The organism is Catellatospora sichuanensis (assembly GCF_007483665.1).
Classification (GTDB): Bacteria; Actinomycetota; Actinomycetes; order Mycobacteriales; family Micromonosporaceae; genus Catellatospora; species Catellatospora sichuanensis.
In genome coordinates, this window is record NZ_VIQO01000014.1 from 1 (window position 1) to 23,532 (window position 23,532).

General features: G+C 72.1%; 24 protein-coding genes. 16 read left to right on the forward strand and 8 right to left on the reverse strand.

Going from position 1 to position 23,532, the window contains the following annotated elements; all coding sequences use genetic code 11:
- Positions 1-171: 171 nt before the first annotated feature.
- Positions 172-555: a VOC family protein gene (locus FLL47_RS26660; RefSeq protein ID WP_222106204.1), complete on the reverse strand. Its 384-nt coding sequence runs from the start codon at positions 553-555 to the stop codon at positions 172-174.
- A gap of 67 nt (positions 556-622) precedes the next feature.
- Between FLL47_RS26660 and FLL47_RS26665 the strand changes: the two genes are divergently transcribed.
- On the forward strand, positions 623-1,048 hold the full coding sequence (locus FLL47_RS26665; RefSeq protein WP_222106205.1) for an MmcQ/YjbR family DNA-binding protein: 426 nt from the start codon (positions 623-625) through the stop codon (positions 1,046-1,048).
- Between the two features lie 41 nt (positions 1,049-1,089).
- The gene (locus FLL47_RS26670; RefSeq protein WP_222106206.1) at positions 1,090-2,379 is read left to right on the forward strand and encodes a tetratricopeptide repeat protein; all 1,290 of its coding nucleotides are present in this window, start codon (positions 1,090-1,092) and stop codon (positions 2,377-2,379) included.
- Positions 2,380-2,387: 8 nt separating this feature from the next.
- On the opposite strand, the gene FLL47_RS26675 is transcribed toward FLL47_RS26670, so the two are convergent.
- The gene (locus FLL47_RS26675) at positions 2,388-3,020 is read right to left on the reverse strand and encodes a TetR/AcrR family transcriptional regulator (RefSeq protein ID WP_186315927.1); all 633 of its coding nucleotides are present in this window, start codon (positions 3,018-3,020) and stop codon (positions 2,388-2,390) included.
- A 108-nt stretch (positions 3,021-3,128) separates the two neighbouring features.
- Between FLL47_RS26675 and FLL47_RS26680 the strand changes: the two genes are divergently transcribed.
- The 5 genes from FLL47_RS26680 to FLL47_RS26700 all read left to right on the forward strand — a co-directional run bounded on the left by FLL47_RS26680 (position 3,129) and on the right by FLL47_RS26700 (position 7,793).
- Positions 3,129-3,578, forward strand: coding sequence for a MaoC family dehydratase (locus tag FLL47_RS26680; RefSeq protein WP_144123456.1), 450 nt, complete (start codon positions 3,129-3,131; stop codon positions 3,576-3,578).
- Entirely contained in the window at positions 3,578-4,573 is a 996-nt protein-coding gene (locus tag FLL47_RS26685) for an NADPH:quinone oxidoreductase family protein (RefSeq protein WP_246158670.1), read from the forward strand. Before FLL47_RS26680 ends, FLL47_RS26685 begins: the two co-directional genes overlap by 1 nt.
- 67 nt (positions 4,574-4,640) lie before the next feature.
- Positions 4,641-5,666, forward strand: a complete 1,026-nt coding sequence (locus tag FLL47_RS26690) for a phosphotransferase family protein (RefSeq protein ID WP_144123457.1) — start codon at positions 4,641-4,643, stop codon at positions 5,664-5,666.
- 4 nt (positions 5,667-5,670) lie between these two features.
- Positions 5,671-6,891 (forward strand): acyl-CoA dehydrogenase family protein, encoded by a 1,221-nt coding sequence (locus FLL47_RS26695; protein ID WP_144123459.1) that lies wholly within the window; start codon positions 5,671-5,673, stop codon positions 6,889-6,891.
- A 2-nt stretch (positions 6,892-6,893) separates the two neighbouring features.
- A complete protein-coding gene (locus FLL47_RS26700; protein ID WP_144123462.1) occupies positions 6,894-7,793 on the forward strand; it encodes an alpha/beta fold hydrolase in 900 nt (299 codons plus the stop codon).
- 13 nt (positions 7,794-7,806) lie between these two features.
- Here FLL47_RS26700 and FLL47_RS26705 read toward each other — a convergent pair whose 3' ends face one another.
- Entirely contained in the window at positions 7,807-8,667 is an 861-nt protein-coding gene (locus tag FLL47_RS26705) for a helix-turn-helix transcriptional regulator (protein ID WP_144123464.1), read from the reverse strand.
- 164 nt (positions 8,668-8,831) lie between these two features.
- On the opposite strand from FLL47_RS26705, the gene FLL47_RS26710 reads away from it, so the two are divergent.
- Both FLL47_RS26710 and FLL47_RS26715 read left to right on the forward strand, forming a co-directional pair.
- Positions 8,832-10,253 (forward strand): aldehyde dehydrogenase family protein, encoded by a 1,422-nt coding sequence (locus FLL47_RS26710; protein ID WP_144123466.1) that lies wholly within the window; start codon positions 8,832-8,834, stop codon positions 10,251-10,253.
- 81 nt (positions 10,254-10,334) lie between these two features.
- Complete coding sequence (locus tag FLL47_RS26715) at positions 10,335-10,946, forward strand: tyrosine-protein phosphatase (RefSeq protein WP_144123468.1); 612 nt, start codon at positions 10,335-10,337, stop codon at positions 10,944-10,946.
- A 49-nt stretch (positions 10,947-10,995) separates the two neighbouring features.
- On the opposite strand, the gene FLL47_RS26720 is transcribed toward FLL47_RS26715, so the two are convergent.
- Positions 10,996-11,541, reverse strand: coding sequence for an SMI1/KNR4 family protein (locus FLL47_RS26720; RefSeq protein WP_186315928.1), 546 nt, complete (start codon positions 11,539-11,541; stop codon positions 10,996-10,998).
- Between the two features lie 124 nt (positions 11,542-11,665).
- Here FLL47_RS26720 and FLL47_RS26725 point away from each other — a divergent pair, with 124 nt between their 5' ends.
- The gene (locus FLL47_RS26725) at positions 11,666-13,246 is read left to right on the forward strand and encodes a sugar ABC transporter permease (protein ID WP_144123472.1); all 1,581 of its coding nucleotides are present in this window, start codon (positions 11,666-11,668) and stop codon (positions 13,244-13,246) included.
- 106 nt (positions 13,247-13,352) lie between these two features.
- Here FLL47_RS26725 and FLL47_RS26730 read toward each other — a convergent pair whose 3' ends face one another.
- Both FLL47_RS26730 and FLL47_RS26735 read right to left on the reverse strand, forming a co-directional pair.
- Positions 13,353-13,670, reverse strand: a complete 318-nt coding sequence (locus FLL47_RS26730; RefSeq protein WP_144123474.1) for a hypothetical protein — start codon at positions 13,668-13,670, stop codon at positions 13,353-13,355.
- A 263-nt stretch (positions 13,671-13,933) separates the two neighbouring features.
- The gene (locus FLL47_RS26735; protein WP_144123476.1) at positions 13,934-14,128 is read right to left on the reverse strand and encodes a hypothetical protein; all 195 of its coding nucleotides are present in this window, start codon (positions 14,126-14,128) and stop codon (positions 13,934-13,936) included.
- A 134-nt stretch (positions 14,129-14,262) separates the two neighbouring features.
- Between FLL47_RS26735 and FLL47_RS26740 the strand changes: the two genes are divergently transcribed.
- On the forward strand, positions 14,263-15,102 hold the full coding sequence (locus FLL47_RS26740; RefSeq protein WP_144123478.1) for a hypothetical protein: 840 nt from the start codon (positions 14,263-14,265) through the stop codon (positions 15,100-15,102).
- 15 nt (positions 15,103-15,117) lie between these two features.
- Here the strand turns inward: FLL47_RS26740 and FLL47_RS26745 are convergent, their stop codons facing one another.
- Together FLL47_RS26745 and FLL47_RS26750 are read right to left on the reverse strand one after the other, a co-directional pair.
- Positions 15,118-15,552: a roadblock/LC7 domain-containing protein gene (locus FLL47_RS26745; RefSeq protein ID WP_144123480.1), complete on the reverse strand. Its 435-nt coding sequence runs from the start codon at positions 15,550-15,552 to the stop codon at positions 15,118-15,120.
- An 18-nt stretch (positions 15,553-15,570) separates the two neighbouring features.
- Positions 15,571-18,009 carry a sensor histidine kinase gene (locus FLL47_RS26750; RefSeq protein ID WP_144123482.1) on the reverse strand — a complete coding sequence of 813 codons (2,439 nt, stop codon included), beginning with the start codon at positions 18,007-18,009 and terminating at the stop codon, positions 15,571-15,573.
- 225 nt (positions 18,010-18,234) lie between these two features.
- Here FLL47_RS26750 and FLL47_RS26755 point away from each other — a divergent pair, with 225 nt between their 5' ends.
- From FLL47_RS26755 to FLL47_RS26775, 5 genes are read left to right on the forward strand one after another with little or no spacing between them, the layout of a single operon-like run.
- Entirely contained in the window at positions 18,235-19,476 is a 1,242-nt protein-coding gene (locus tag FLL47_RS26755; protein ID WP_186315929.1) for an ABC transporter substrate-binding protein, read from the forward strand.
- Positions 19,473-20,729 (forward strand): amidohydrolase family protein, encoded by a 1,257-nt coding sequence (locus FLL47_RS26760; RefSeq protein WP_144123486.1) that lies wholly within the window; start codon positions 19,473-19,475, stop codon positions 20,727-20,729. Before FLL47_RS26755 ends, FLL47_RS26760 begins: the two co-directional genes overlap by 4 nt.
- On the forward strand, positions 20,726-21,496 hold the full coding sequence (locus FLL47_RS26765; RefSeq protein ID WP_246158679.1) for an ABC transporter ATP-binding protein: 771 nt from the start codon (positions 20,726-20,728) through the stop codon (positions 21,494-21,496). Before FLL47_RS26760 ends, FLL47_RS26765 begins: the two co-directional genes overlap by 4 nt.
- Positions 21,493-22,314 carry an ABC transporter permease gene (locus tag FLL47_RS26770; protein WP_144123488.1) on the forward strand — a complete coding sequence of 274 codons (822 nt, stop codon included), beginning with the start codon at positions 21,493-21,495 and terminating at the stop codon, positions 22,312-22,314. The genes FLL47_RS26765 and FLL47_RS26770 overlap by 4 nt, the downstream gene beginning before the upstream one ends.
- A 38-nt stretch (positions 22,315-22,352) precedes the next feature.
- Entirely contained in the window at positions 22,353-23,531 is a 1,179-nt protein-coding gene (locus tag FLL47_RS26775; protein WP_144123490.1) for a hypothetical protein, read from the forward strand.
- Position 23,532 lies beyond the last annotated feature (1 nt).

The window sequence follows — 23,532 nt, forward strand, 5'->3', positions numbered from 1 at the left end:
CGGCTTCCACCACGTCCACGCCACCCCCGTCATCTGCCTACCCGCAGACTTCGGACCGGCACGACACGGCCACGCCCCACCCGGAATGTCTGAAACACATAGACAAATACAGGAAGTCTGAGACGCTGGCGCACGTCCAACGGAGACGCCTCGGCCTTTGCCCAAGTTGCGTCAGGCTTCGTCGAGGCAGAGGCAGAAGGGGTGCCCGGCCGGATCCAGCAGCACCCGCACGTTTTCCTGTGGTGAGGTCGCGGCGAGCGTGGCTCCCAGGGCCAGTGCATCGGCGACGGCGGTGTCGAGGTCGCCGACCTGGAAGTCGAAGTGCATCATCGGGCGCTGCGCCCCGTCGACCGGCGGCCAGACCGGCGCCCGGTAGTCGATGGCCTGCTGGAACACCAGGTAGACCGATGACTGCGGCGGGGCGACGATCGCCGTTCCCGGCTCCTCGTGGACGACGGGCCAGCCGAGCAGTTCAGCGTAGAAGCGGGCCAGCGCGGCGGGATCGGGTGCCTCGATCGCGGTGCCCCACCACATCCCGGCAGTTCGAGAACGCATCCTCGTATCCTGTCGCGGCGGTCCGGCGCACGTCCAACAGACAGGCCGCGGGCATATGCTCGAAGACGTGTCCGAGGATGGCGAGCGGCCCGCCCGGGTCGACGACGTGCACGAGCTGGCCCTGGCCATGCCGCATGTGACCGTCGAGTACGGGTCTGGCGAGAACCCCGTCTACCAGGTGGGCGGCAAGTCGTTCGTGTTCTTCCGCAATCCCCGGCCCGACGCGTTCGACCCCGACACCGGCGAGCGCTATCCCGACGTCATCGTCTTCTGGGTCGGCTCCGACGCCGACAAGCAGGCGATGGTCCAGGACGAGTCGTCGCCGTATTTCACCACGGCCCATTTCAATGGCCACCCGTCGGTGCTGCTGCGGGCGAGCCGGGTCGGCGAGATCACCCGCGGGGAGCTGGCCGAGCTGGTGCAGGACGCGTGGCTGTCCCGCGCGTCGGCCCGCCGCGCGGCGACGTGGCTGGCCGAGCACCCGCCGGTCTGAGCCCCTGGCGGTGTCGCCCGTGGCCGCTATATTCCCGCGTCATGCATGCCGACGAGTTGGACCGACGTTTCCACAGCCATGACGACTGGATTCCGGCTTCGGTGGTGTCACTGCTCATCGAGCACGGACACCTCGACGAGGTGCGGCGGCTTGCGGGGCGCGGTGAATGGTGGTGCGCCAGGGCCCTCGCGCAGTCGTTGGTCGACCAGGATCGGGTGGACGCAGCGGTCGACCTGCTTCGGCCGTTTATCGACACCGGCTGGTGGGAGGCGGTGCGGACCGTCGCGGCCATACTCGACGAGCGCGGGCGCACGGCGGAGGCGGTCGCGCTGGTCCGCCCGTACGCCGAGGCGGGAGACCGGTTCGCTCGCAACAAGCTGGCGGCGCTGCTTGCTCGGCAGGGACGCGTCGACGAGGTGTTCGCGTTGCTCGGCCCGCACGTCGCGGACTGGTATCCGGCCCGCGCGCTGGTCGACCTGACCGCCGGCCTGGGTCGCGACGCCGAGGTGATCGAGCTGCTGCGCCCGCACGTCGGTAAGCCCGAACGCGGTCGTGGCTGGGGCCACGAGATGGAACATGTCGAGCTGATGGCCACCGTGCTGGAGCGCCAGGGACTCGTGGACGAGGCCGTGAAGCTGTTGGAGTCGTACTACCACCGCGATGACGTCATCTACGTCAATCACGTCGAACAGCTTGCCGACCTGCTCGCCCGCCACGGCCGGTCGGCCCGGCTGCGCGAACTCGCTGCTGCGCCGGGTGGCGAGAACGCGGCATATCGTCTGGCCGAGGTCCTGGAGCAGCAGGGACGGCTCGACGACGCCACCGCGCAATTGAGGCCGCTCGCCGCGGGCGACCCGAATGCGGCCTCGTACCTCGCGGATCTGCTGGCTCGACACGACCGGACCGGCGAGGCCGTGGCCGTACTGCGCACGGCCGCGAACTCGATCCCGACCGCCGCCGACTGGCTCTTGCGCCAGATGTCGACGCTGCTGGTGGACCAGGGCCGGGCGGAGGAGGCACTTGCTCTCATAGACGAGTTCGCAGGGCCCGGGTTGATGGACTCGGAGTACTTCTTGAATCGCGTCTACGTGCTCGAACGCTGCGGACAGGTGGACGAGGCGATAGCGGAACTCCGTGCTCACCCCGACTCCGAAGCCTGGTACTTGGCTGGGACCACGACGCGTCTGCTGGCCGGGGCGGGACGCATCGACGAAGCGATCGAGCTGCTGTCCCCTTCGGCGGGCGAGCCCAGCGCGAATACGGCGCTGCTAGCGGAGTTGCTGGTGAAGCAGGGTCGGGCCGAGGACGCCATCGCCCTGCTGCACCGCTGATCGGCCGGTCAGCGGGCCTGGACCATGCGTACGGCGAGGTCGGCGTAGAGCGCGCCGATGTCCTCGGGGGCGCGGCGGCCGGAGGTGCGGTACCACCGGGCCACGTCGACGGTCAGGGAGAGCAGGGCCAGGCCCGTGCCGGGGATGTCGGGCACGTCGAAGACGCCCTGCCGCACGCCGTGTTCCAGGGTGGCCCGCACCAGCAGGTCCATCTCGTGGCGCAGCGCGGTGATCTCGGTCAGGTGTTCCGGGGCGAGGGCGTTGAGCTCGTACGAGATGACGCGGGCCGGGGTGTGGAACAGGGCGTGCCAGGCGGCGAAGTCGCCGATGACGTCGCGCAGCTGCTGCACGGGGTCGTCGCTGCGGGCGGCCGCGGCGCGCAGGGCGACCAGCGAGTGCCGGTGCCCGACCAGGCAGATGCGGTGCAGCAGCTCCTCTTTGGAGCGGTAGTGCACGTACACGCCGGCGGGGCTCATGCCGACCCGCGTGGCGATGTCCCGGGTCGTGGTGGCGTGGTAGCCGCGCTCGGCGAAGGCCTGCACGGCGGCGATGAGCAGCCGCCGGGCGGGGGCCGGGCTGACGTCGTGCCAGGCCCGCTCCAGCATCGCGACCTCGTCGAGGTCGGCGGCGGCGGTGTTCATCGGGGTCCTCCACGGCTCTGGGTGAAGCGTTGACAGCACCCTTCCATACCGGCATCCTAAGCAAGCGCTTACTTAGTTCGCCAGCCTTCACCGTGGAAGGGACAAGTCATGGCCTTCGCCTCCCTGGCCGACGTGCGTGCCGCCGTCGGCACCGTCGTCAATACCAGCGAGTGGTTGGAGATCGATCAGAAGCGGGTCGACATGTTCGCCGAGGCCACCGGCGACCTGCAGTGGATCCATACCGACCCGGCCCGCGCCGCGTCCGGACCGTTCGGCACCACCATCGCGCACGGATACCTGACGCTGTCGCTCATCCCTTTCCTGGCCGGCGACGCGCTGCGGGTGCCGGGCGTGAAGATGGGCGTCAACTACGGCACCAACAAGGTGCGCTTCCCCTCCCCGGTGCCGGTCGGTTCGCGGGTGCGCGCGACGGTGAAGCTGCTGTCGGTCGACGACGTCACCGGCGGCGTGCAGCTGACCTCGCAGGTCACCATCGAACGCGAGGGCGGCGACAAGCCGGTCTGCGTCGCCGAGACCGTCTCCCGGATGTACCTCTGATGGCCGCCGTGATGCGGGCCTGGCAGGTTGCCGCCAACGGCGAGCCGGGCGACGTGATGAGCCTGGTCGAGACCGCGGTCCCGACCCCAGGCCCGAGCCAGCTGCTGGTACGGGTGCGCGCGTCTGCGCTGAACTTCCCGGACGTGCTGCTGGTGCGGGGGCAGTACCAGGTGCGCCCGCCGCTGCCGTTCACCCCCGGAGTGGAGCTGTGCGGAGAGGTCGTCGCCGCCGGTGCCGACGTCACGAGCTTCGCCGAGGGCGACCGGGTGATCGGCACGACCGCGCTGCCCTCCGGTGCCCTCGCCGAGTATGCGCTGGTCGAGGCCGCTGACGCGTTCCCCGCCCCGGCCGCGCTGGACGACGTGCAGGCGTCGGCGATGCATATCGCGTACCAGACGGGCTGGTTCTCGCTGCACCGCCGGGCGCGGCTGCAGCCGGGCGAGACGCTGCTGATCCACGCGGGCGCGGGCGGCGTGGGCAGCGCCGCGATCCAGCTCGGCAAGGCCGCCGGCGCGACCGTGATCGCGGTCGTCGGCGGGGCCGCGAAGGCCGACGTCGCCGCCAAACTCGGCGCCGACCTGGTGATCGACCGCCGCGAGCAGGACTTCATCGCCGCGGTGAAGGCGGCCACGGGCGGTCGCGGCGCAGACGTGATCTTCGACCCGGTGGGCGGCGACGCGTACACGGGTTCCGCCAAGTGCGTCGCGTTCGAGGGCCGCATCCTGGTCGTCGGCTTCGCGGGCGGCACCGTGCCGACGCCGGGGCTCAACCACGCCCTGGTGAAGAACTACTCGATCGTCGGCGTGCACTGGGGCCTGTACCGGCAGCTCGACCCGGCGCTGGTCGTGCAGGCGCACGAGAAGCTGTGCGGCCTGGCCGCCGACGGGGTGGTCCAGCCGCTGATCGGCGGCGTGCTCAGCCTCGACGAGGCCGTCGGCGGCCTGACCCGCCTCGGTGCGGGCGAGACCGTCGGCCGCCTGGTGGTGCGGCCATGAGCGAGCGCAGCGAGCGAATCAGCGGCATCGTCAATCATGACGGAGCCGAGCGCAGCGAGGTGAGGGCGTGACCGATCCCAAGGGACTCGACCTGTCCGCGCTGCGGTCCTTCCTGGACCGGGTGCGTCCCGGGCTGGTCAGCGGCGACCTGACCGGGGAGCTGATCCCCGGCGGCAAGTCCAACCTGACCTACCGGGTCGCCGACGACGCGCAGCGCTGGGTGGTGCGCCGCCCCCCGCTCGGGCACGTGCTGTCCACCGCCCACGACATGTCCCGGGAGTACCGGGTGATCTCGGCGCTGGGCGGGACGCGGGTGCCGGTGCCGGGCACCGTGGCGCTGTGTGAGGACCCCGAGGTGATCGGGGCGCCGTTCTACGTGATGGAACACGTGGACGGGACGGTGTGGCGTACCGCCGGACAGACCGCGACCCTGGGCGCCGAGCGCGTCGGCTCGCTCTCGCTGGCGTTGATGGACGTGCTCGCGGACCTGCATGCGGTCGACCCGTCGGCGGTGGGGCTCGGTGACTTCGGCAAGCCGGAAGGTTATCTGGCCCGGCAGTTGCGCCGCTGGAGCACCCAGCTGCAGCACTCGCACAACCGCGAGCTGCCCGGCCTGGCCGAGCTGCACGACGACCTCGTGGCGCGGATGCCCGCGCAGTCCGCGCAGGTGTCGATCCTGCACGGCGACTACCGCCTCGACAACTGCATCGTCGGGCCCGGCGACCAGATCGTCGCGGTGCTCGACTGGGAGATGGCCACCATCGGCGACCCGCTCGCCGACCTGGGCCTGTTCCTGTGCTACTGGCGCATGTGGACCGAGCCGGTCATGGACGGCCTGTTCGGCGAGGCCCCGCCGCCAGGGGTGTTCCCGACGTCGGCGCAGATGGCCGCGCGGTATGCCGCCCGGCGCGGCGCGGACCTCTCGGAGCTGCCCTGGTACGTCGCGTTCGCGCACTACAAGCTCGTCGGGATCCTCGAGGGCATCCACTACCGGTACCTCGCCGGGCAGACGGTCGGCGAAGGCTTCGACCGCGTGGGCGCGATGGTCCCGCATCTGATCAAGCTCGGTCAACGGACGCTGCAGGAGGCGTAGCACCATGGACTTCTCGTACGACGAGCGCACCGAGCAGCTGCGCGCGGAACTGCTCGACTTCATGGAGCAGCACGTGTATCCGGCCGAGGCGATCGCCGAGCACCAGCTCGGCGAGATCCCGCCGTGGACCACGCCGCCGGTGATGGAGGAGCTGAAGACCGAGGCCCGCAAGCGCGGCCTGTGGAACCTGTTCCTGCCCCACCACCCGCTCGGCGCGGGGCTGTCCAACCTGCAGTACGCGCCGCTGGCGGAGATCACCGGGCGCAGCCCGCACCTGGCCCCGGAGTCGATCAACTGCAACGCCCCGGACACCGGCAACATGGAGGTGCTGACCATGTTCGGCACCGCCGAACAGCAGGAGCGCTGGCTCAAGCCGCTGCTCGCCGGGGAGATCCGGTCGGCGTTCTGCATGACCGAACCCGAGGTCGCCTCCTCCGACGCCACCAACATCACCACCCGCATCGAGCGCGACGGCGACGAGTACGTGATCAACGGGCGCAAGTGGTGGTCGTCGGGTGCGATGAACCCGCGCTGCGAGATCTTCATCGTGATGGGCAAGACCGACCCGTCCGCCGACCGGCACCGCCAGCAGAGCCAGATCCTGGTGCCCCGGGACACGCCGGGCATCGAGATCAAGCGGGGCATGCACGTGTTCGGCTACGACGACGGCTGGCACGGCGGCCACGCCGAGATCACCTTCACCGACGTGCGGGTGCCCGCGTCGAACCTGATCGCGGGCGAGGGCGAAGGTTTCGCCATCGCGCAGGCCCGGCTCGGACCGGGGCGCATCCACCACTGCATGCGCCTGATCGGCATGGCCGAGCGGGCCCTCGAACTGATGTGCCGGCGGGCGACCGAGCGGGTCGCGTTCGGTAAGCCCCTCGCGGCGCAGGGCGTGGTCGGCGAGTGGATCGCCGAGGCGCGCGTGCGCATCGAGCAGGCCCGGCTGCTGGTGCTCAAGACCGCGTGGCTGATGGACACGGTCGGCAACAAGGGCGCGCACACCGAGATCCAGGCGATCAAGATCGTCGTGCCGGAGATGGCCGGTTGGGTGATCGACAAGGCGATCCAGGTGCACGGCGGCGGCGGCGTCAGCCAGGACTTCCCGCTGGCGCACATGTGGGCCGGCGCGCGTACGCTGCGACTGGCCGACGGCCCCGACGAGGTCCACAAGGCCTCGCTGGCCAAGCGCGAGCTGCGTAAGTACAGCGGGGAGCGGAGCTGACCATGAAGAGCGCGTACGTCGACCTCGGCGGACCCGTGCACCACGTCGACTTCGGCGGCCGGCCCGACACGCCGCCGGTCGTGCTGGTGCACGGGCTGGGCGGTTCGCACCTGAACTGGACACGGATCGCGCCGCTGCTGACGCCGTACGCCAGGGTCACGGCGCTCGATCTGGCCGGGTTCGGCCGCACGGGCGCGGCGGCCGGACCGACCACGGTCACCGCCAATGCCGAGCTGCTGCGGCGTTACCTGACCGAGGTCGTGGGCGAGCCCGCGGTGCTGGTCGGCAACTCTATGGGCGGCATGGTGTCCACGCTGACCGCGGCCGCCGCCCCGGACGCGGTGCGTGGGCTGGCGCTGATCGACCCGAGCGTGCCGATCGCCCCGAAAGTCGAGATCGATCCGCAGATCCGCCGGTTGTTCCTGGTCAACCTCGTCCCGGGCCTTGCGGGCTGGGCCATGCGGCGCCGGCTGGCCACCGTGCCGGCCCGGCGGCGCATCGAGGAGACCTTGGCGATGACCTGCGCCGACTCGTCGCGGGTGCCGGAGCAGGTCATCGTCGACGCGGTCGCCCTGGACGAGGAGATGACCGCGGCCAACCCGCGCCGCGCCGCCGCCTACCTCGGCGCGAGCCGGTCGCTGCTGCGGCTGCTGGCCCGCCCCGACGGCTACTGGCGCGCGATGGAGTCGCTGCGCATGCCGGTGCTGCTCACCCACGGCGTACACGACCGGCATGTCCCGATCGGCTCCGCCCGCGCGGTCGCCGCCCGCCTGCCCCACTGGACGTATGTCGAGCTCGACTCCGGCCACGTCCCGCAGCTGGAGCACCCGAAGGAGCTCGCCGAGCACCTGCTCGCCTGGCTCCACGAACACGGCCTCATTCCCGCCGAACCCGCGGGGTGAGCCCGTTCGGCGATCACGTGACAGAGGCGGCGGCCTGCTCGGCGGTGGGCAGGCTGCCGGTGACCGACAGGAGTTGGAGCTTCTCGTAGCTCTCGCTGCCCGGGGTGGCCGTGTAGACCAGCAGCGACTGGGACTGGTCCGGGTCGAGCAGGGTCTGGCAGTGCAGCTCGATCGGGCCGAGCTGCGGATGCCGGATCCGCTTCGCGACGCAGTACGGGCCGGGGACGGGATGGCCGCGCCAGAGGTCGGCGAACTCCGGGCTGCTGTGCAGCAGCGCGTCGGCGATGGCGGCCGCGCGCCCCCGCCCTCCGTCGCGGGTGTAGGCGCGATGCAGGTCCGCGGTGAGCTGGCGGCTGTGCACCGGATGGTCGTCCGTGTCGTACAGCGCCCGAGTCGCCGGGTCGGTGAACCACCGGAAGTGCAGGCTGCGGGCGAGCCCGGTGTACGCGGTCTCGTCGCCCAGCAGCGCCACGGCGAGCCGGGTCTGCTTCAGCGTCTCGCCGAGGTCGCTGACGACCTGTGCGGCGGCTTCGCCGAGGCCGTCGAAGATACGCATCATGCCGGGGTTGATGTGGTCGGCCCGCAGGACCCGCCGCGGCACGGCGTGGCCGCCGAGGCGGAACAGGTGGTCGCGTTCCTGCAGCGACAGCCGCAGGCCCCGGGCGATCGCGGCGAGCATCTGCTCGGACGGGTGCGGGCCGCGCTGCTGCTCGATGCGGCTGTAGTAGTCGGTCGACATGCCGCTGAGCGCCGCGACCTCCTCGCGGCGCAGACCCCCGGTGCGTCTGCGCTGCCCACGGGGCAGTCCGACATCCTCCGGTTGCAGCGCCTCACGCCGGGTCCGGAGGAATTCGGCGAGTCGATCACGTTGCATCACGCTGCTCCGTTCCTCTGATCTTGCCAACAAAGCCCTGGCCGGGGGTGTTTCCGTCGGCAACGAGGGTCACAGGCCAGGAATGATCGTGGCGCGGTCCGCCCCGCTCAGCCACGGACAGGTTGTGCCTGGTTACGACCGTCGGAGGCGGCCACAGTCGAACCATGAACAACCCAGCACCCACCTCGATCGGCCACTGGATCGGCGGCCGGACCGTCACCGGCTCCGGCGAGACCATCCCCGTGACGAACCCGGCGACCGGCGAGGTCGTCGCCGAGGTGCCCGCCGGCACCTCCGCGCACGTCGACCAGGCCGTCACCGCGGCGCGGGCCGCCTTCCCCGGCTGGGCCGCCACCGACCCGGCCGAGCGGGCCGCCGTCGTGCAGCGCATCGCCGAGGGCCTGCAGGCCCGTGCCGAGGAGATCGCCGTCACGATCACCGCCGAGATGGGCTCGCCCATCACCATGTCCCGTACCGCCCAGATCGGCTTCCCGGTAGCCGTGGCGAACTCGTTCGCCGCTCTGGCCACGGACTTCGCCTGGACCGAGCAGATCGGCAACTCGCTGATCGTCCGCGAGCCGATCGGCGTCGTCGGCGCGATCACGCCGTGGAACTTCCCGCTGCAGCAGATCGTCTCGAAGCTCGCGCCCGCCCTGATCGCAGGCGACACGATGGTCTTCAAGCCGTCGGAGGTCGCGCCGCTGACCGCACGCATCCTCGCCGAGGTCACCGCCGACGCGGGCCTGCCTGCGGGAGTCTTCAACGTCGTGTACGGCACCGGCGACGTCGTCGGCGAGGCGATCTCCGCCCACCCCGACATCGACATGATCTCGTTCACCGGCTCCACCCGGGCCGGGCGGCGGATCTCCTCGGTCGCCGCGCAGACCGTCAAGCGGGTCGCGCTCGAACTCGGCGGCAAGGGCGCCACCGTGCTCCTCGACGACGCCGACCTCGCCAAGGCCGTCGACAAGGGTGTGATGATGGCCTTCGCCAACAGCGGCCAGGTCTGCGGCGCGTGGCCGCGGATGCTGGTCCCGGCGGCCCGCCACGACGAGATCGTCGAGCTGGCGGTCGCGGCCGCGGCGCAGTACACCGTGGGCGTGCCGACCGACGAGACCACCCGGCTCGGGCCGCTGGCCTCCGAGGAGCACCGGCGCAAGGTCGACGGGTACATCGAGCGCGGCATCGCCGACGGCGCGAAGCTCGTGTTCGGCGGCCCGGGACGGCCCGAGGGCCTCGACGGCGCCTACGCCCGGCCGACGATCCTCGCCGGGGTCCACCCGGATTCCGCCGTCGCCCAGGAGGAGATCTTCGGACCGGTGCTCACGATCATCCCGTACGCCGACGAGGACCACGCCGTCGCCATCGCCAACAGCACGATGTACGGCCTGACCAGCGGTGTCTTCGGCGAGCCGGAGCACGCCCTGGCCGTCGCCCGGCGGCTGCGCGCCGGACAGGTCGACGTCAACGGCGCGGAGTGGAACGCACTGGCCCCGTTCGGCGGCTACCGGCAATCCGGCAACGGCCGCGAATTCGGCCGGTTCGGGCTCGAGGAGTACCTGGAGACCAAGTCCATCCAGCGCTGAGCCGACTCCGTCCGGCGGGCACTACCATCGCGAAATGGCAGGGCCCGCCGGGCATTCCTGCACGACCCGGAGGGCGCACCGATGAGTCTCGACTGGTCAGCCTGCCGCAACGCGCGTGACCTCGGCGGACTGCCGACCACCGACGGCGGGCGCATCCGCCCCGGCGCACTGTGGCGGACCGGCCACCACGACCGGCTGCCGGTGGCGGCCGTCCAAGCCGCCCGCGACGGCGCGGTGAGCCGCGTCGTCGACCTGCGGTGGTCCTGGGAGGTCGAGGGGCGGCCGAGCCCGTTCGCCGCCGACCCCGTCTACCGGCACGTGCCGATGCTCAACGACGTGCTCGACTACGTCCCGCCGCCGGACACGTACGCGCCCATGCTCGACCACAACCGCGAGCGCATCGGCACGGCGGTGCGCGCCGTGGCCGAGGCCCCGCCGGGACCGGTCGTCGTGCACTGCCATGCCGGCCGGGACCGCACCGGCGTGCTGGTGGCGCTGCTGCTGCGGCTCGCCGGGGTCGACAACGGACTGATCGCCGACGACTACGCGCGCACCGAAGGCTGCTCGTCGCAGCCGATGCTGCACACCCTGGCGCACCTCGAAGAGCGGTACGGCGGCGTGGAGCCGTACCTGCTCCAGACCGGCACCGAACTCGTCATGCAGCAGGCGGTGCGCAGCCGACTGCGCGAGTAGGCGGGCCAAATCCGTTGCGCAGTCGCCGGGCGATGGCGTCCGTACTCCGTCAGGCCTCCTCCCAGTCGAGTCTGCCGTGGAGCACGGTCCGCCGGGACTTCATGAACGGGTTGCCGTACCGCATGGCCTGGTAGCTGCGCGACAGCAGCGCGCCCAGGTCAGGCCAGGTTCTGGGGCCGTCGCGACCGTCGTCGGTGGAGGAGATGACGACGTTGCCGTGGGTGTCGCTTTCGGCGTGGTCCACGGCCAGGCACGAGCCCCGCCTGCCGGAGGCGACGGGCAGCCACTGCCGGTTCCAGCTGCGCCACATGGGCCGGTCCGCGTCCTCGGCGATGCGCCGCCGGGACATGGCGACCATGTCGGCCGTGCCGAGGAAGGCGAAACCCGGGGCCAGGCAGAACGGCGGCCTGGCCCGCCCGGCCCCGTTGTGCCAGCGCAGCAGCTCCTCCACGTCCTTGAGCAGGTCCACGCCGAGCTGCGCTCGGACCGCCGCCAGCTCCGCCGCTGTCGCGGGCGGGGGCAGGTCGCGCAGGGTCAGCGGCGCGTACTCGGCCAGCCAGCCGTCGATCGCCGCGAGGGTGGAGGAGAACGACATATGAGGCATTGAAGCACCCTGGCGCCTGTCTGCCCGTCCCCCGTACGCCCGAGGTGCCGCACCGTCCATTTCGGTCGGACGCGGCAGGTGCCGGCGTCACAGGAAGGCACTAGCATCGACTTCTGTGACCGAGACTGCACCGAAGACCTCGACCCGCCCCGGCAGCGTCCTTTTCGGACTCCTGGCCGTCATACCGGCGCTCTTGCTGCTGCTCAGCGGCTACGTCGTGCCGACCGTGCGGACCCTGCTGGCGAGCTTCACCGACGTCGACATGCTCGGCCGCGATGCGGAGCAGGTCGGGCTGGAGAATTTCGCGGACTCGTTCTCCGACTTCGCCGGGTCGCTGGTCTGGCCGCTGGTCTTCGCGGTGCTGGTGACGCTCACGGCGATCGGCGGCGGGGGCATACTCGCGTATCTCGCCGCCCGGGCCGGCCGACCCGGCCGGTGGACGGCCCGCATCGCCTTCGCGCTGCCGATGGCCGCCCTGGCCACCGCGGGCGCGGCCGCGTCCTGGGTGCTCACGTTCGACCTGTCCGACGGCGCGAACCCGCTGCTGGCGCAGTACCTCACCTACTTCGGGGCGGCCGTCGGGCTCGGCGCGACCGCGTTCCTGCTGGTGTTCCGGCGCTCCACCCGGCCGCGCGATGCCTGGGCGGGCACGCTGCTGGTCAGCGGCGTCATCGCCGCGTCGGCGCTGGCGATCGGCCTGCAGTCGTTCGGTTTCCCCTACGTGCTGGGCAGGACCCCCGACGGCCCGCGGTACGCGACCCCGGCGGTGCTGATCTTCGATCAGGCGTTCCGCACCTTCCAACTGGGCGCGGCCTCGGCCGTCGCGGTCCTGCTGGGGCTGCTGCTGGCGGTCCTCGGCATCGGCGTCGCGGTCTGGCTGATCCTGTCCCGTGCCCGGATCGTGCCCGCGGACCAGCCCGCGTCGGCGGAGCAGGGCACGGCCCCGGCGAGCACCGCCGGATGGCGGGTCGCCGCCTCCGTCGTCGCCGGCGGTCTGCTGCTGCTCGGCCTGGCCGGGCTCACCCCGTGGCTGCTGAACTCGGTCGGCTTCGACACCGCGGCCGTGCGTGGGAGCCTGTTCACCCACCTGGCCTCCACCTGGCTGCCGCCGCTGATCTCCACGATCGTCGGGGTGCTGGCCGCGGCCCTGGCCGGATACGGCATCGGCGCGCTGCGGCCGCTCGGCCGCCGAAGTGAGCTGCTACTGCTGCCGTTCGCGCCGTGGCTGTTCGTGGGACTGGCCGGACTCGCGCCCGACGCCTGGATGCACCGCACCGAGGACGGCAGCGCGTTCCTGTTCCTGATCCCGCCCGCGTCGCTGACGATCCCGGTGCTGTTCGGGTCGGCGCTGCTGTTCAGGGGCGTCCGCTGGACGTCGGCGCTGCCGGTCGTCGGTCTCGCCGCGCTGATCACGTGGGTCGTGCAGGCACAGGACACGCTGTGGCCGATCATCGCCGGCTACGAGATCGACAGCGCCCCGATGCAGGTCGTCGTGCTCCAGGCGATCCAGCTGTTCGGTGTCCAGGACGCGGTGCCGATCGGCTGGCTGTATCCGCTGCCGGTCCTGCTCGTCGTCGCGGCCGCCGTCGGCGCAGTGCAGGTGCTGGTGCTGGACCGGCTCGCGCTGCGGACCGGCCGGGACACCGACACCGATCCGGCCGCCGCGCCGCCCGTGTCGGCCGACGCGGGTCACTGACGCCATCGGGCCGGTGCCGCCCAGGACCCGCGTCGCTGCGCGGCCTGGGCCTCACCGGCCCGTTCTTCGAAGCTCCCGGCAACCGGGTCGCGGTGATCCGCGACGGCTACCGACGCCCGGTCACACTTCCCGGGCTGGAGGCGCCCCAGGGTGAGTTCGTCCCCGCCGGGCCCTTGGCCTGGCAGGTGGACGCGAAGCGGTCATGGTGGTAGTCGAGCTGCTCGCTGCGCGCGCTCTCCGGAACCCGCTGCCATGAACCGTCGCTCACGGTCCACCAGCTGCCGTCGGTCTTGGCAAAGGTGTTGATCGTCGAGGACATCGGCGTGACCAGGCCCTGCTGCCATCGCGCAACCATCGCCTCGTGCGTCATTTCCGTCATTGCACTCAGATCGGGACGTACAGGCGAAAGGTTGTCTGCAAACACTGCGGCATTCCTTACGACGAGACGGGGGTGTACTGGAACTATGCGCTGTGCGGCCGCAAATGAGCAAGCTTTCCACAGACCTGATGTGATTTCGGCGCATCGCGCGTGCCAGGCACAGCCGTGTTCATTCACACCCTACGCAGTAAGGCACCCACAATTCGATCGTGGGCAACTGCTCAGCGAGCAGGCGATTCGGGCTGCGCGCCCGCACCCACGCCGCGTCGTGGCCATGGACCGGAATCGGCGGCGCCGTCGCCGTGGGCCTACCGGTCGGTCGGACGCCGCAGCCCGAGAAGAATCAGCAGCACCCCGACGACCGCGGTGACCGGGCCGATGAACGCCCAGAGCTGCTGTCCGTTCATGCCGCCGGACTGGCCGAGCAGGTCCAGGCCCTGCAATGTCCACACGATCCCCGACAGCACCAGCAGCACTCCGATTACCAGCCACACCCAGCGCATGAATCACTCCAACTCGTAGACGGTGACCCGGCGCTCATCGTCGCACGAGAGCGCTCGATCAAGCGATGTGCGGCGCCCGCAGGCGGCACCCGGCGCCACCCCCGGCCCCACGAGAACGCGGATACCATCGCCGGATGCCCGCCCTGGTACGCGATCTGGTCCCCGCCTTCCTCGACTTCTGGCGGCAGGCCGCGGACGCTCCCCCGGCCCGGCAGCTCATCCTGTGGCGGGAGTACGCCGCCCGTCATCCCGAGGTCGTCGGGGACGTCACCCGTGACGGCGGCGAACCGGATCCCGGACCCGCGCTCGTGCGCTACCCCGAGCTGATCGGCCGGATCACGGCCAACGCGCCGCTCGCCGCCGGCTGGATCGAGCAGGCCGCCCGGCTGGTGGCACCGGTGCTGCAGGCCGAGGACCGGACCGTGCGCTGCGTCAGCATGGTCGGCCTGGCCAAATCGAACGGCTGGGTCAGCAAAGTCGACGGCAGGCACACCCTGTTCCTGGCGGTCGAGCAGGTGCCGCACGCCACCGCGGCAAGGATCCTCGCCGCACACGAGATGGCGCACGCGATCCAGCTGCCGATGCCCGCCACACCGTGGCCGCAGGACGGCCCCCTCGGGCACGGCATCTTCGCCGAGGGCTTCGCCACCCTGCTCACCACCGAACTGCTGCCGGAGTACGGACCCGCCGAGCACCTGTGGTTCGGCCCTGGACACGAGGATTGGCTGGCTGAATGCGAGCAGGTGCTGTCCGCCGCGCAAGCGGAGATCCTGGCGTGTCTGGACTCGACGGACCCCGACACGCAGCGGCGCTACCTGACCCTCAACGCCGGGCACCACCTGCCCGACCGGATCGGCTACCTGGTCGGAGTCCGCGCGCTGGAGCAGCTGCGCCGGGCTTACACCTGGCCGGAGCTCGCGCGCTGGGACACCGATCGCGCGATGGCCGAGCTGCGCCGCGTGCTCGCCGGGTGAGCGGCGTGCCGCGGTTCAGCCGACATGCTGAACCTGCGGCAACGACTGCTGCAGCTCGGCGCGGATCGCCGGGGTGAGCACCTCACCGGCCTGCTTGCACAGCTTGGCCATCTCGTAGCCGGCCACGCCCACGTCGGCCCCGGCGGCGGTCAGCGAGGCCAGGATCGAGCCGTCGCGAATCGGCATCACCAGCAGGAAGCCGCGGCCCATCTCGACCACGGTCTGGCGCACCGAGTCCCCGTCGAACAGGGTCGCCGCGCTCTTGGTCACGCTGACCAGGCTGGACGTCACCGCCGCGAACTGGTCGGCGCTGTCGCGCGGCAGCCGGTCCGAGGCCGCCACCAGCAGGCCGTCCGACGAGACGACCACGGTGTGCACGACACCGGCCACGCGCTCGGCGAATCCGTTGATGAGCCAGTTGAAGTCACGCGCCGCTGCGCTGATCGCCATTTCCGTCCCACTCTCCTGTCACTTGCCGGCCGGCTGTGTCAGCTGCCGCTCCGCCTCGGTCCGCCCCTCGGCGTCGTCCTGTTCCGGCTCGCTCGCGGCCGGCGGCTCGGGCGAGGTCGCCTGCGGCTCGGTCGCCGCGACCGCTTCCGGTCCGTCCTCCGCCTCGGCCCGCCGCACGCCCTCGTAGAGCCTGGTGAGCGTGTCGCCGAGCGCGTCCGGGTCGGCCTCGTAGCGAGTGGCCGCCACCTGGTTCGCCTGCGGCACCGCCCGGCGGGTGCGAGCGGGCAGCCCGGCCTTGGTCAACGCCGGTGGCTCCGGGACGGGCTCGGCCGCCGCCGCGGTGGCCGGCTGCTCGTCGGCGTCGCGGGTCCACCAGATGCTGGGCGACCGGCGGTCGGGGGTCAACACGTCCTCGGACCGGGTCGGCACCCGGCGGCGCAGCGTCGACAGAGCCGACGTGTCGGCGTCGGGGTCGCCGCCGGGCGGCGCGGCGTCAGGCTCGTCGGCGGGCTCCGGCGCGATCAGCGCCTCGGGCAGGCGCACCCGCACGGTGACGCCGCGGATGCCGGAAGCCAGGTGCACGGTGATGCCGTGCCGACGGGCCAGGTGCCCGACCACGACCAGGCCCATCCGCTCGGCCGCGGAGGTGTCGATACTGACCGGCTCCGACACCTGGCTGTTGGCCTCGGCGAGCAGCTGCGCGGACATTCCTATGCCGTCGTCGGCGACGACCAGCTCGGCCGAGCCGTCGGCGAGGGCGTGCCCGCGCACCTGCACCACGGTGTCGGGCGGGGAGAAGGCGGTGCCGTTCTCCAGCAGTTCGGCAAGCAGGTTGACCACGTCGGCGACCGCGTGGCCGACCACGAAGACCCCGTCGGGGGTGTCGTGGTGCACCCGCTGGTAGTGCTCCACCTCGGCGGTGGCCGCCAGCACGATGGTGTTGAGGTCCTTGGGCCGGTTCCAGTGCCGGGCGGTGTCGCCACCGGCCAGCACGAGCAGGTTCTCGTCGTTGCGGCGCAGGCGGGCGGCGAGGTGGTCGAGCCGGAACAGGTTGCCCAGCTTGTCCGGGTCGACCTCGGCCGACTCCATCGTGTCGAGCAGCTGCAGTTGCCGTTCCACCAGGGTCTGGCTGCGCCGGGACAGCTTGATGAAGATCTCGTTGACGTTGCGCCGCATGCTGGCCTGCTCGGCCGCCAGGCGCACTGCGCTCAGGTGCACGGCGGTGAACGCCTCGGCGACCTCGGCCACCTCGTCCTGTGAGCCGACCACGATCGGTTCGACGTGCACCGGCAGTGCGGCGGTCGGTGACAGCCGCAGCTGCTCGATGACGCCCGGCAGCGCGATCTCGGCGACGATCAGCGCCTGGGCGCGCAGCGAGCGCAGCGTCGAAGCCATGTTCCGGCCGATCACGATGGACATCAGCAGCGCCGCCAGCAGCAGCACGATGGTGACCAGCGAGCCGAACAGTGTGGTGAGCCAGCGGCTGCCGCTCGCCGCGGCGACCGCTTCGGACGCGCCGGCCAGCAGGTCCTGCTCCACCGTGCGCAGCTGTTCGAGTTCGGTGGTGCTGGCCGACCACCACTGCTGCGGGTCCACGCCCGATCCGGGTTCCGCGGCGACGATCGTCTCGGCGAGCCGGTTGGCGTTGCGTACGGCCTGACCCGCGACGACGTCTTCGAAGCGGGAGACCTGCGCCGGGTCGGCGTCGGCGCGGAAGCCGGCCAGCGCGGCCTGCCGCTGGGCGCGGGCCTGCGCCAGGCGTGCGCCCGGCGCGGACTCGAAGGCGGCGCCGTAGCAGAGCATGTAGAGGCGGCCGCGGATCTGCGCGGTGAGTTCCTTGGCCCGTGCCAGGTTGCTGAAGCCGCGCACCTGCCGGCCGAGCGCGGCGTCCCCGACGACGTCGACCGGGGACGGCAGCAGCGCATGCAGGGCGGCGATGACACCGGAGTACGCGTCGAAGGCGGCCTGGGCGCGCAGCCAGCCGCCGCCGATCCCGGCGCGCACCGGCGCCACCTGGTCGAGCCGGTCCCGGGCGGCCCGGTAGGGACCGGCCAACGCGGGGTCGGCGGCCAGCTCCCCGGCGGCCGTACGCCAGCGGGCCGCGGCGCGGTCGACCGCGGTGCGCTCGGGGGCCAGAGCGGCGACGTCACGGACCGGCGAGCCCGCCGTCGACAGCGAGACCAGCATGCCGACGGAGCGGTCGCGTTCGTTCTGCAGCTCGTGGACCAGTGCGGCGATCTCGTCGCCGAGAGCGACCTGGTGGGAGAACGCGTCGAGGTCCGCGGCGGTGCGCACGGAATCGGAGATCTGCACCCCGGCGACGACCAGGAAGCCCAGCAGCGGCACCGTGAGCACCGCCGCGAGCTTGGTGGGCACCCGCCACAGCCGTGTGCGCAGCGGCGAAGAGCGGCGATGTGCCCCGGTCGCCCGCCCGTTGCGACGCCCTTGATCCGTCACCGGACGACCTCCGTACACTTTGTTCAGTCCACATCAGAGTGATCTGGATATTGCTCCACACATCTAACCGTCGGCCCTCGCGCCGCAGCAAGTACATCCGGGATGAACTTATTTAACGGAACACATACGACGCCAGGGCTTGAAACTCTCAGTCGCGCACGAAAGGATACCCCGGTCCACGATCATCGGCACTGGTTAGTTATTCCACAACGGAGCGTGCGTCCCATGAATCGGCTGCGCCTGGCGTGCTGCCTGGCCTCGGTCGTCCTGTCGGCCGCCGGATGCACGACCACGACGGACACCCCGCAGCCGGCCGCGGTCGGCGTGCTCGCCCCGCTGAGCGGCCCCGACGCCGGGTGGGGCGTCGACGCGGTGAACGGCGCACGGCTGGCCGTCGACGTCGTCAACGACGACCATCCCGATCTGCCGCTGCCGCTGGCCGCGGGGACGGGCCTGCCGGGGCGGGGTGGCGCACGGCTGGGCCTGGCCACCCGCGACACCGCGGGCGGGACCGAGGCCGCCTCCGCCGCGCTGACCGCGCTCGCCGAGCAGGAGCACGTGGCCGGGCTGGTGCTGGCGGAGTCCACGGAGATCGCCGAGGCCGCGGCCAGCCAGGCGCAGCGGCTGCGGGTGCCGCTGCTCGACGCGCGCAGCACCGACGACTACCTCACCGAGCTGGGCATCGACTGGTACTTCCGGACCGGGCCGAGCGACAGCCGGCTCGCCGAGGCGGCGTTCGCGCTGCTGGCCCGCCGCGGCGCCGACCCGGGCGGGATCACCCTGGTCACCGAGACCGGGCGGGGCGGCTCCACCGCGGCCGTGACGAACCTGCGGGAGCTGGCCCGCCGGGCGGCGGTGCCGATCGGCACGTCGTTGACGGTGAGCGCGGCCGCGCCCGACACGGCGCAGCTACGCGACCGGCTCGCCGAGACGGCCGGACAAACGGTGGTGGCGTGGGCGCAGACCGCGGCCGGAGCCCGGGCCGTCGCCGACGCCGTCGGGCAGACCGCCGAGCGGCCGACGCTGTTCGGCCTGGGCCAGGGCTTCCGGCTGCTCGAACGACCGGACAGCGGAGCCGCGCTGCTGCGGGCGGTGCCGTGGTCGGCCGAGCTGGCCCGGCGCGACCCGACCGCCCGGCTCGTCGCGCAGTTGTACGAGCAGCGCTACGGCAAACCCATGAGCGCCGTCGCCGCCGACGCCTTCACCGCGACGATGGCGCTGGCCGCGGCGGTGGACGCGGCCGGCTCGGCCGATGCCGCCGCGATCCGCACCGCGCTGCGCCGGACCTCCCTGTCCGCGGTACAGATGATCATGCCGTGGGACGGGGTGCGCTTCGGCGACGACGGCCAGAACCAGTTCGCCGCCGCCGTGGTCGAGCAGTGGCAGGACCACGCCTACCGGCTGGTCTACCCGGTCGAGCTCGCGTCGGCGGCGGCCCGCTGGAGCAGCCCGGAGCCCCGGCCGTGACCGGGGGGCCGCTGCTGCTGCGGGCGGCGCTGCTCGCCGATGGACGCCGTGTCGACGTACGGGTGCAGGACGGGCTGATCGCCCGGGTCGATCCGGCGGGCACCGGGGACGCCTCCGGCACCCTGGCCGTCGACCTCGCCGGGCACCTGCTGCTGCCCGCCCCGGCGGAGATCCACGCGCACCTGGACAAGGCGCTGAGCGCCGACGCCGTGCCCAACCCGGCCGGGGACCTGTTCGGCGCGGTCACCGCCTGGCTGGCATACCGGCCGTCGCTGACCCGCGAGCAGCTCGAGACCTCTGCCCGCGCGGCCCTGGACGCCTACCTCGGCCACGGCGCGACGGCCGTGCGCACCCATGCCGACCTCGGCGAGGGGATCGGCCTGCGCGCGCTGCAGGCCGTGCTCGCGGTGCGCGACGACGCCGCCGGCTGCACCGTGCAGGTCACCGCGTTCGCGGCCACGCCGCTGACCGGCGCCGCAGGAGCCGTGAACCGGGCCCTGCTGGCCGACGCGCTGGCGGCGGGCGCCGACGCGGTCGGGGCGTGCCCGGGGCTCGACCCGGATCCGGCGGGCTGCATCGAGATCTGCCTGGCTCTCGCGGCGCGCCACGGTGTCCCGCTCGACCTGCACGTGGACGAGTGGCTGCACCCCGATCCGTGCTCACTGGAGCTGCTGGCCGACGCGGTGACGGCGACCGGCTTCCCGCACGGCGTGCTGGCCGGGCACTGCGTCAGCCTCGGCATGATGGACCCCGACCAGGCCGGGCGCATCGCCGACAAGGTGGCCCGGGCCGGGATCGCGGTCGCGTGCCTGCCACAGACCAACTTGTTCCTGCAGGGACGCGACCACGAACGGGCCGTGCCGCGCGGGCTGACCGCGCTGCGCACGCTGCGCGCTGCGGGCGTCACCGTCGCCGCAGGCGGCGACAACCTGCAGGACCCGTTCCAGATCCTCGGCCGCGGCGACCCCCTGGAGACGGCCGCACTGCTGGTGCTCGCCGGCCACGACACCCCCGAGACCGCCTACGACGCCGTCAGCGCCCAGGCCCGCGAAGCCGCCGGCCTGCCCCCGGTCACCGTCGCGCCCGGCTCGCCCGCCGAGCTGCTGGCCGTACGCGCGGGTTCGCTGCGCGAGGCGCTCGCCACCGCCACCGCCCACCGGCTGGTGATCCACGACGGGCGGATCGTCGCCCGCACCACGGTCACCCGGCACGACCCGGACGACCACCCTGCACAGATAGGACACACCGCGTGACCGACGACGGCAGACCCGCCCTGACGATGGAGGCGGTCGGCGTGCGATATCCCGGCGGCACCGTCGCCCTCGACGGGGTGACCCTGTCCCTGGCCGCCGGTGAGTTCACCGCCGTGGTCGGACCCTCCGGCTGCGGCAAGAGCACCCTGCTGCGGCTGGCCGCCGGGCTGCTCGAACCGACCGCCGGCACGGTCACCCGCGCCGGCGAGCAGCTCGGCTTCGTGTTCCAGGACCCGACCCTGCTGCCCTGGCGCAGCGTACGGCGCAACGTCGAGCTGGCAGGCGAACTGACCCGGGTGCCCGCGCGCGAGCGCCGGGAGCGGGCCGAGGACGCGCTGCGGCGGGTGGGGTTGTCCCACGTCGCCGACGCGCTGCCCGGCACCCTGTCCGGCGGCATGCGGATGCGGGTGTCACTCGCTCGCACCCTCACCGGCCGACCCGACCTGATGCTGTTCGACGAGCCGTTCGGCTCCGTCGACGAGATCACCCGCGGCCGGCTCGGCGACGACCTGCAGGAGCTGTTCGCCGCGGACGGCTTCGCGGGACTGCTGGTCACCCACTCGGTCGCCGAGGCGGTCTACCTGTCGCAGCGGGTGCTCGTGATGGCCGACCGCCCGGGGCGGCTGGTCGGCGAGGTGGCGGTGCCGCTGCCGTACCCCCGCCCGCCCGAGGTGCGCTTCTCCCCCGCCTTCACCGAGCTGACCTCGCAGGTGACCGCTCTGCTGCAGGGCGACCCGGCCGCCGATCGAATCGAGGTCGCCGCATGACGAGTGTCCTGACCCGCCAGACGCGGCGGTTGGCGCCGCCCGCACTGGTGGCCGCGCTGGTGCTGGCCGCGTGGTACTTCGGCAGCTACGTGCTGATCGACGCCGACCGGCGCTTCCTGCTGCCCGCGCCGCACGAGGTCGTCAAGGTCGGCTTCGGCGACCCGGTCAACCTCGCCGAACTGCTGGCCGCGCTGCGGCTGTCCGCCGAGGTCGCGGTGACCGGGCTGGTCTGTGCCGCGGTGCTCGGCCTGGCGCTGGCGATCCTGATGAGCCAGGCGCGCTGGGTGGAGCGCTCGCTGTACCCGTACGCGGTGGCGCTGCAGACCGTGCCGATCCTGGCCCTGGTGCCGCTGTTCGGGTTCTGGTTCGGTTTCGGCTTCTCCAGCCGGGTGCTGACGTGCGTGCTCATCGCGCTGTTCCCGATCGTGGCCAACTCGCTGTTCGGCCTGCGCTCGGTCGACCCCGCGCTGCACGACCTGTTCACCCTGCACCGCGCCGGGCGGCTGACCCGGCTGGTCAAGCTGCAGCTGCCCGCCGCGCTGCCCGCGATCCTCATCGGGTTGCGCATCTCCGCCGGGGCGGCGGTCATCGGCGCGATCGTCGGCGACTTCTTCTTCCAGCAGGGCGATCCCGGCCTCGGCCAGCTCATCTACGTGTACCCGCGCCGCCTGCAGTCCGAGATGCTCTTCGCCGCGGTGTTCCTGGCCTCGGCGTTCGGCGTGGCGGTGTTCTGGCTGTTCGGCGTCCTAGCCCGCCGGGCCACCGCCTGGCACTCCTCGCAGCACCACCGGCCCGACACCGGCGGTGCGGCCCGTTGACCGCCCCACCCCACCCCCACCTCTCAAAAAGGAGATCCATGAAGACCCTTCCCGCATCTCGACGGCCATCGCGCCGGGCCGGCGCGGCGACCGCGCTGGTCGCGATGCTGCTGGCCGGGGGCTGCCAGTCCGGCGGCGACACCCCCACGGTCCCGGCGCCCAGCGCGGGCAGCGGCTCCATCGACCTGGCCGCGGTGTGCCCGGCGACGGTGGTGGTGCAGGCGGCGTGGACGCCCGAGGCCGAGCACGGCGCGCTCTACCACCTGCTGGGTCCCACGCCGACGATCGACGCCGGGGCCAAGAAGGTCACCGGGCCGCTGATGTCCGGCGGGCAGAGCACCGGCGTGAACATCGAGATCCGCGCGGGCGGTCCGGCGATCGGTTTCCAGAACGCCGGCGCGCAGATGTACGCCGACCCGTCGATCATGCTGGGCCAGGTCGCCACCGACGACGCGATCGGCCTGTCGGCCAAGCAGCCGGTCGTCGCGGTCGTCGCGCCGTTCGACATCGCGCCCTACATGATCATGTGGGACCCGGCGACGAACCCGGGCTTCAACTCGATCGTCGACATCGGCAAGACGAACACCCCCGTGCTGTTCTTCAACGGCGCGACCTACATGGACTACCTGACCGGGTCCGGCATCCTGCGCCGCGGCCAGGTCGACGGCGCGTACGACGGCAGCCCCACCCGCTTCCTGTCCGAGAAGGGCAAGATCGCCCAGCAGGGCTTCGCCACCAACGAGCCGTTCGTGTACGAGAAGGCACTGCCGCAGTGGAAGAAGCCGGTCAAGTTCCAGCTCATCCACGACACCGGCTACCCGATCTACCCCGAGGCCGTCGTGGTGCGCGCGGACAAGAAGGCCGAGCACGCCGCCTGCCTCAAGCGCCTGGTCCCGATCATCCAGCGCTCGCAGGTCGAGTACGTGAAGAACTTCGCGACGACCAACGAGCTGATCATCAAGCTGAACGACGCGTACAAGGGCTTCGCCTACAGCAAGGACCAGGCGGCCTTCAGCGTCGAGCAGCAGCTCAAGCTGAAGATCGTCGGCAACGGCGGCAACGCCACCCTGGGCGACTTCGACGTCGACCGGGTCAAGCAGGTCATCGGCATCGTCGGCCCGATCTACGCCGGCCAGCGCAAGGAGATCAAGGCGGGCCTGACCGCCCAGGACCTGGTGACCAACGAGTTCATCGACCCGGCGATCGGGCTGAGCTGAC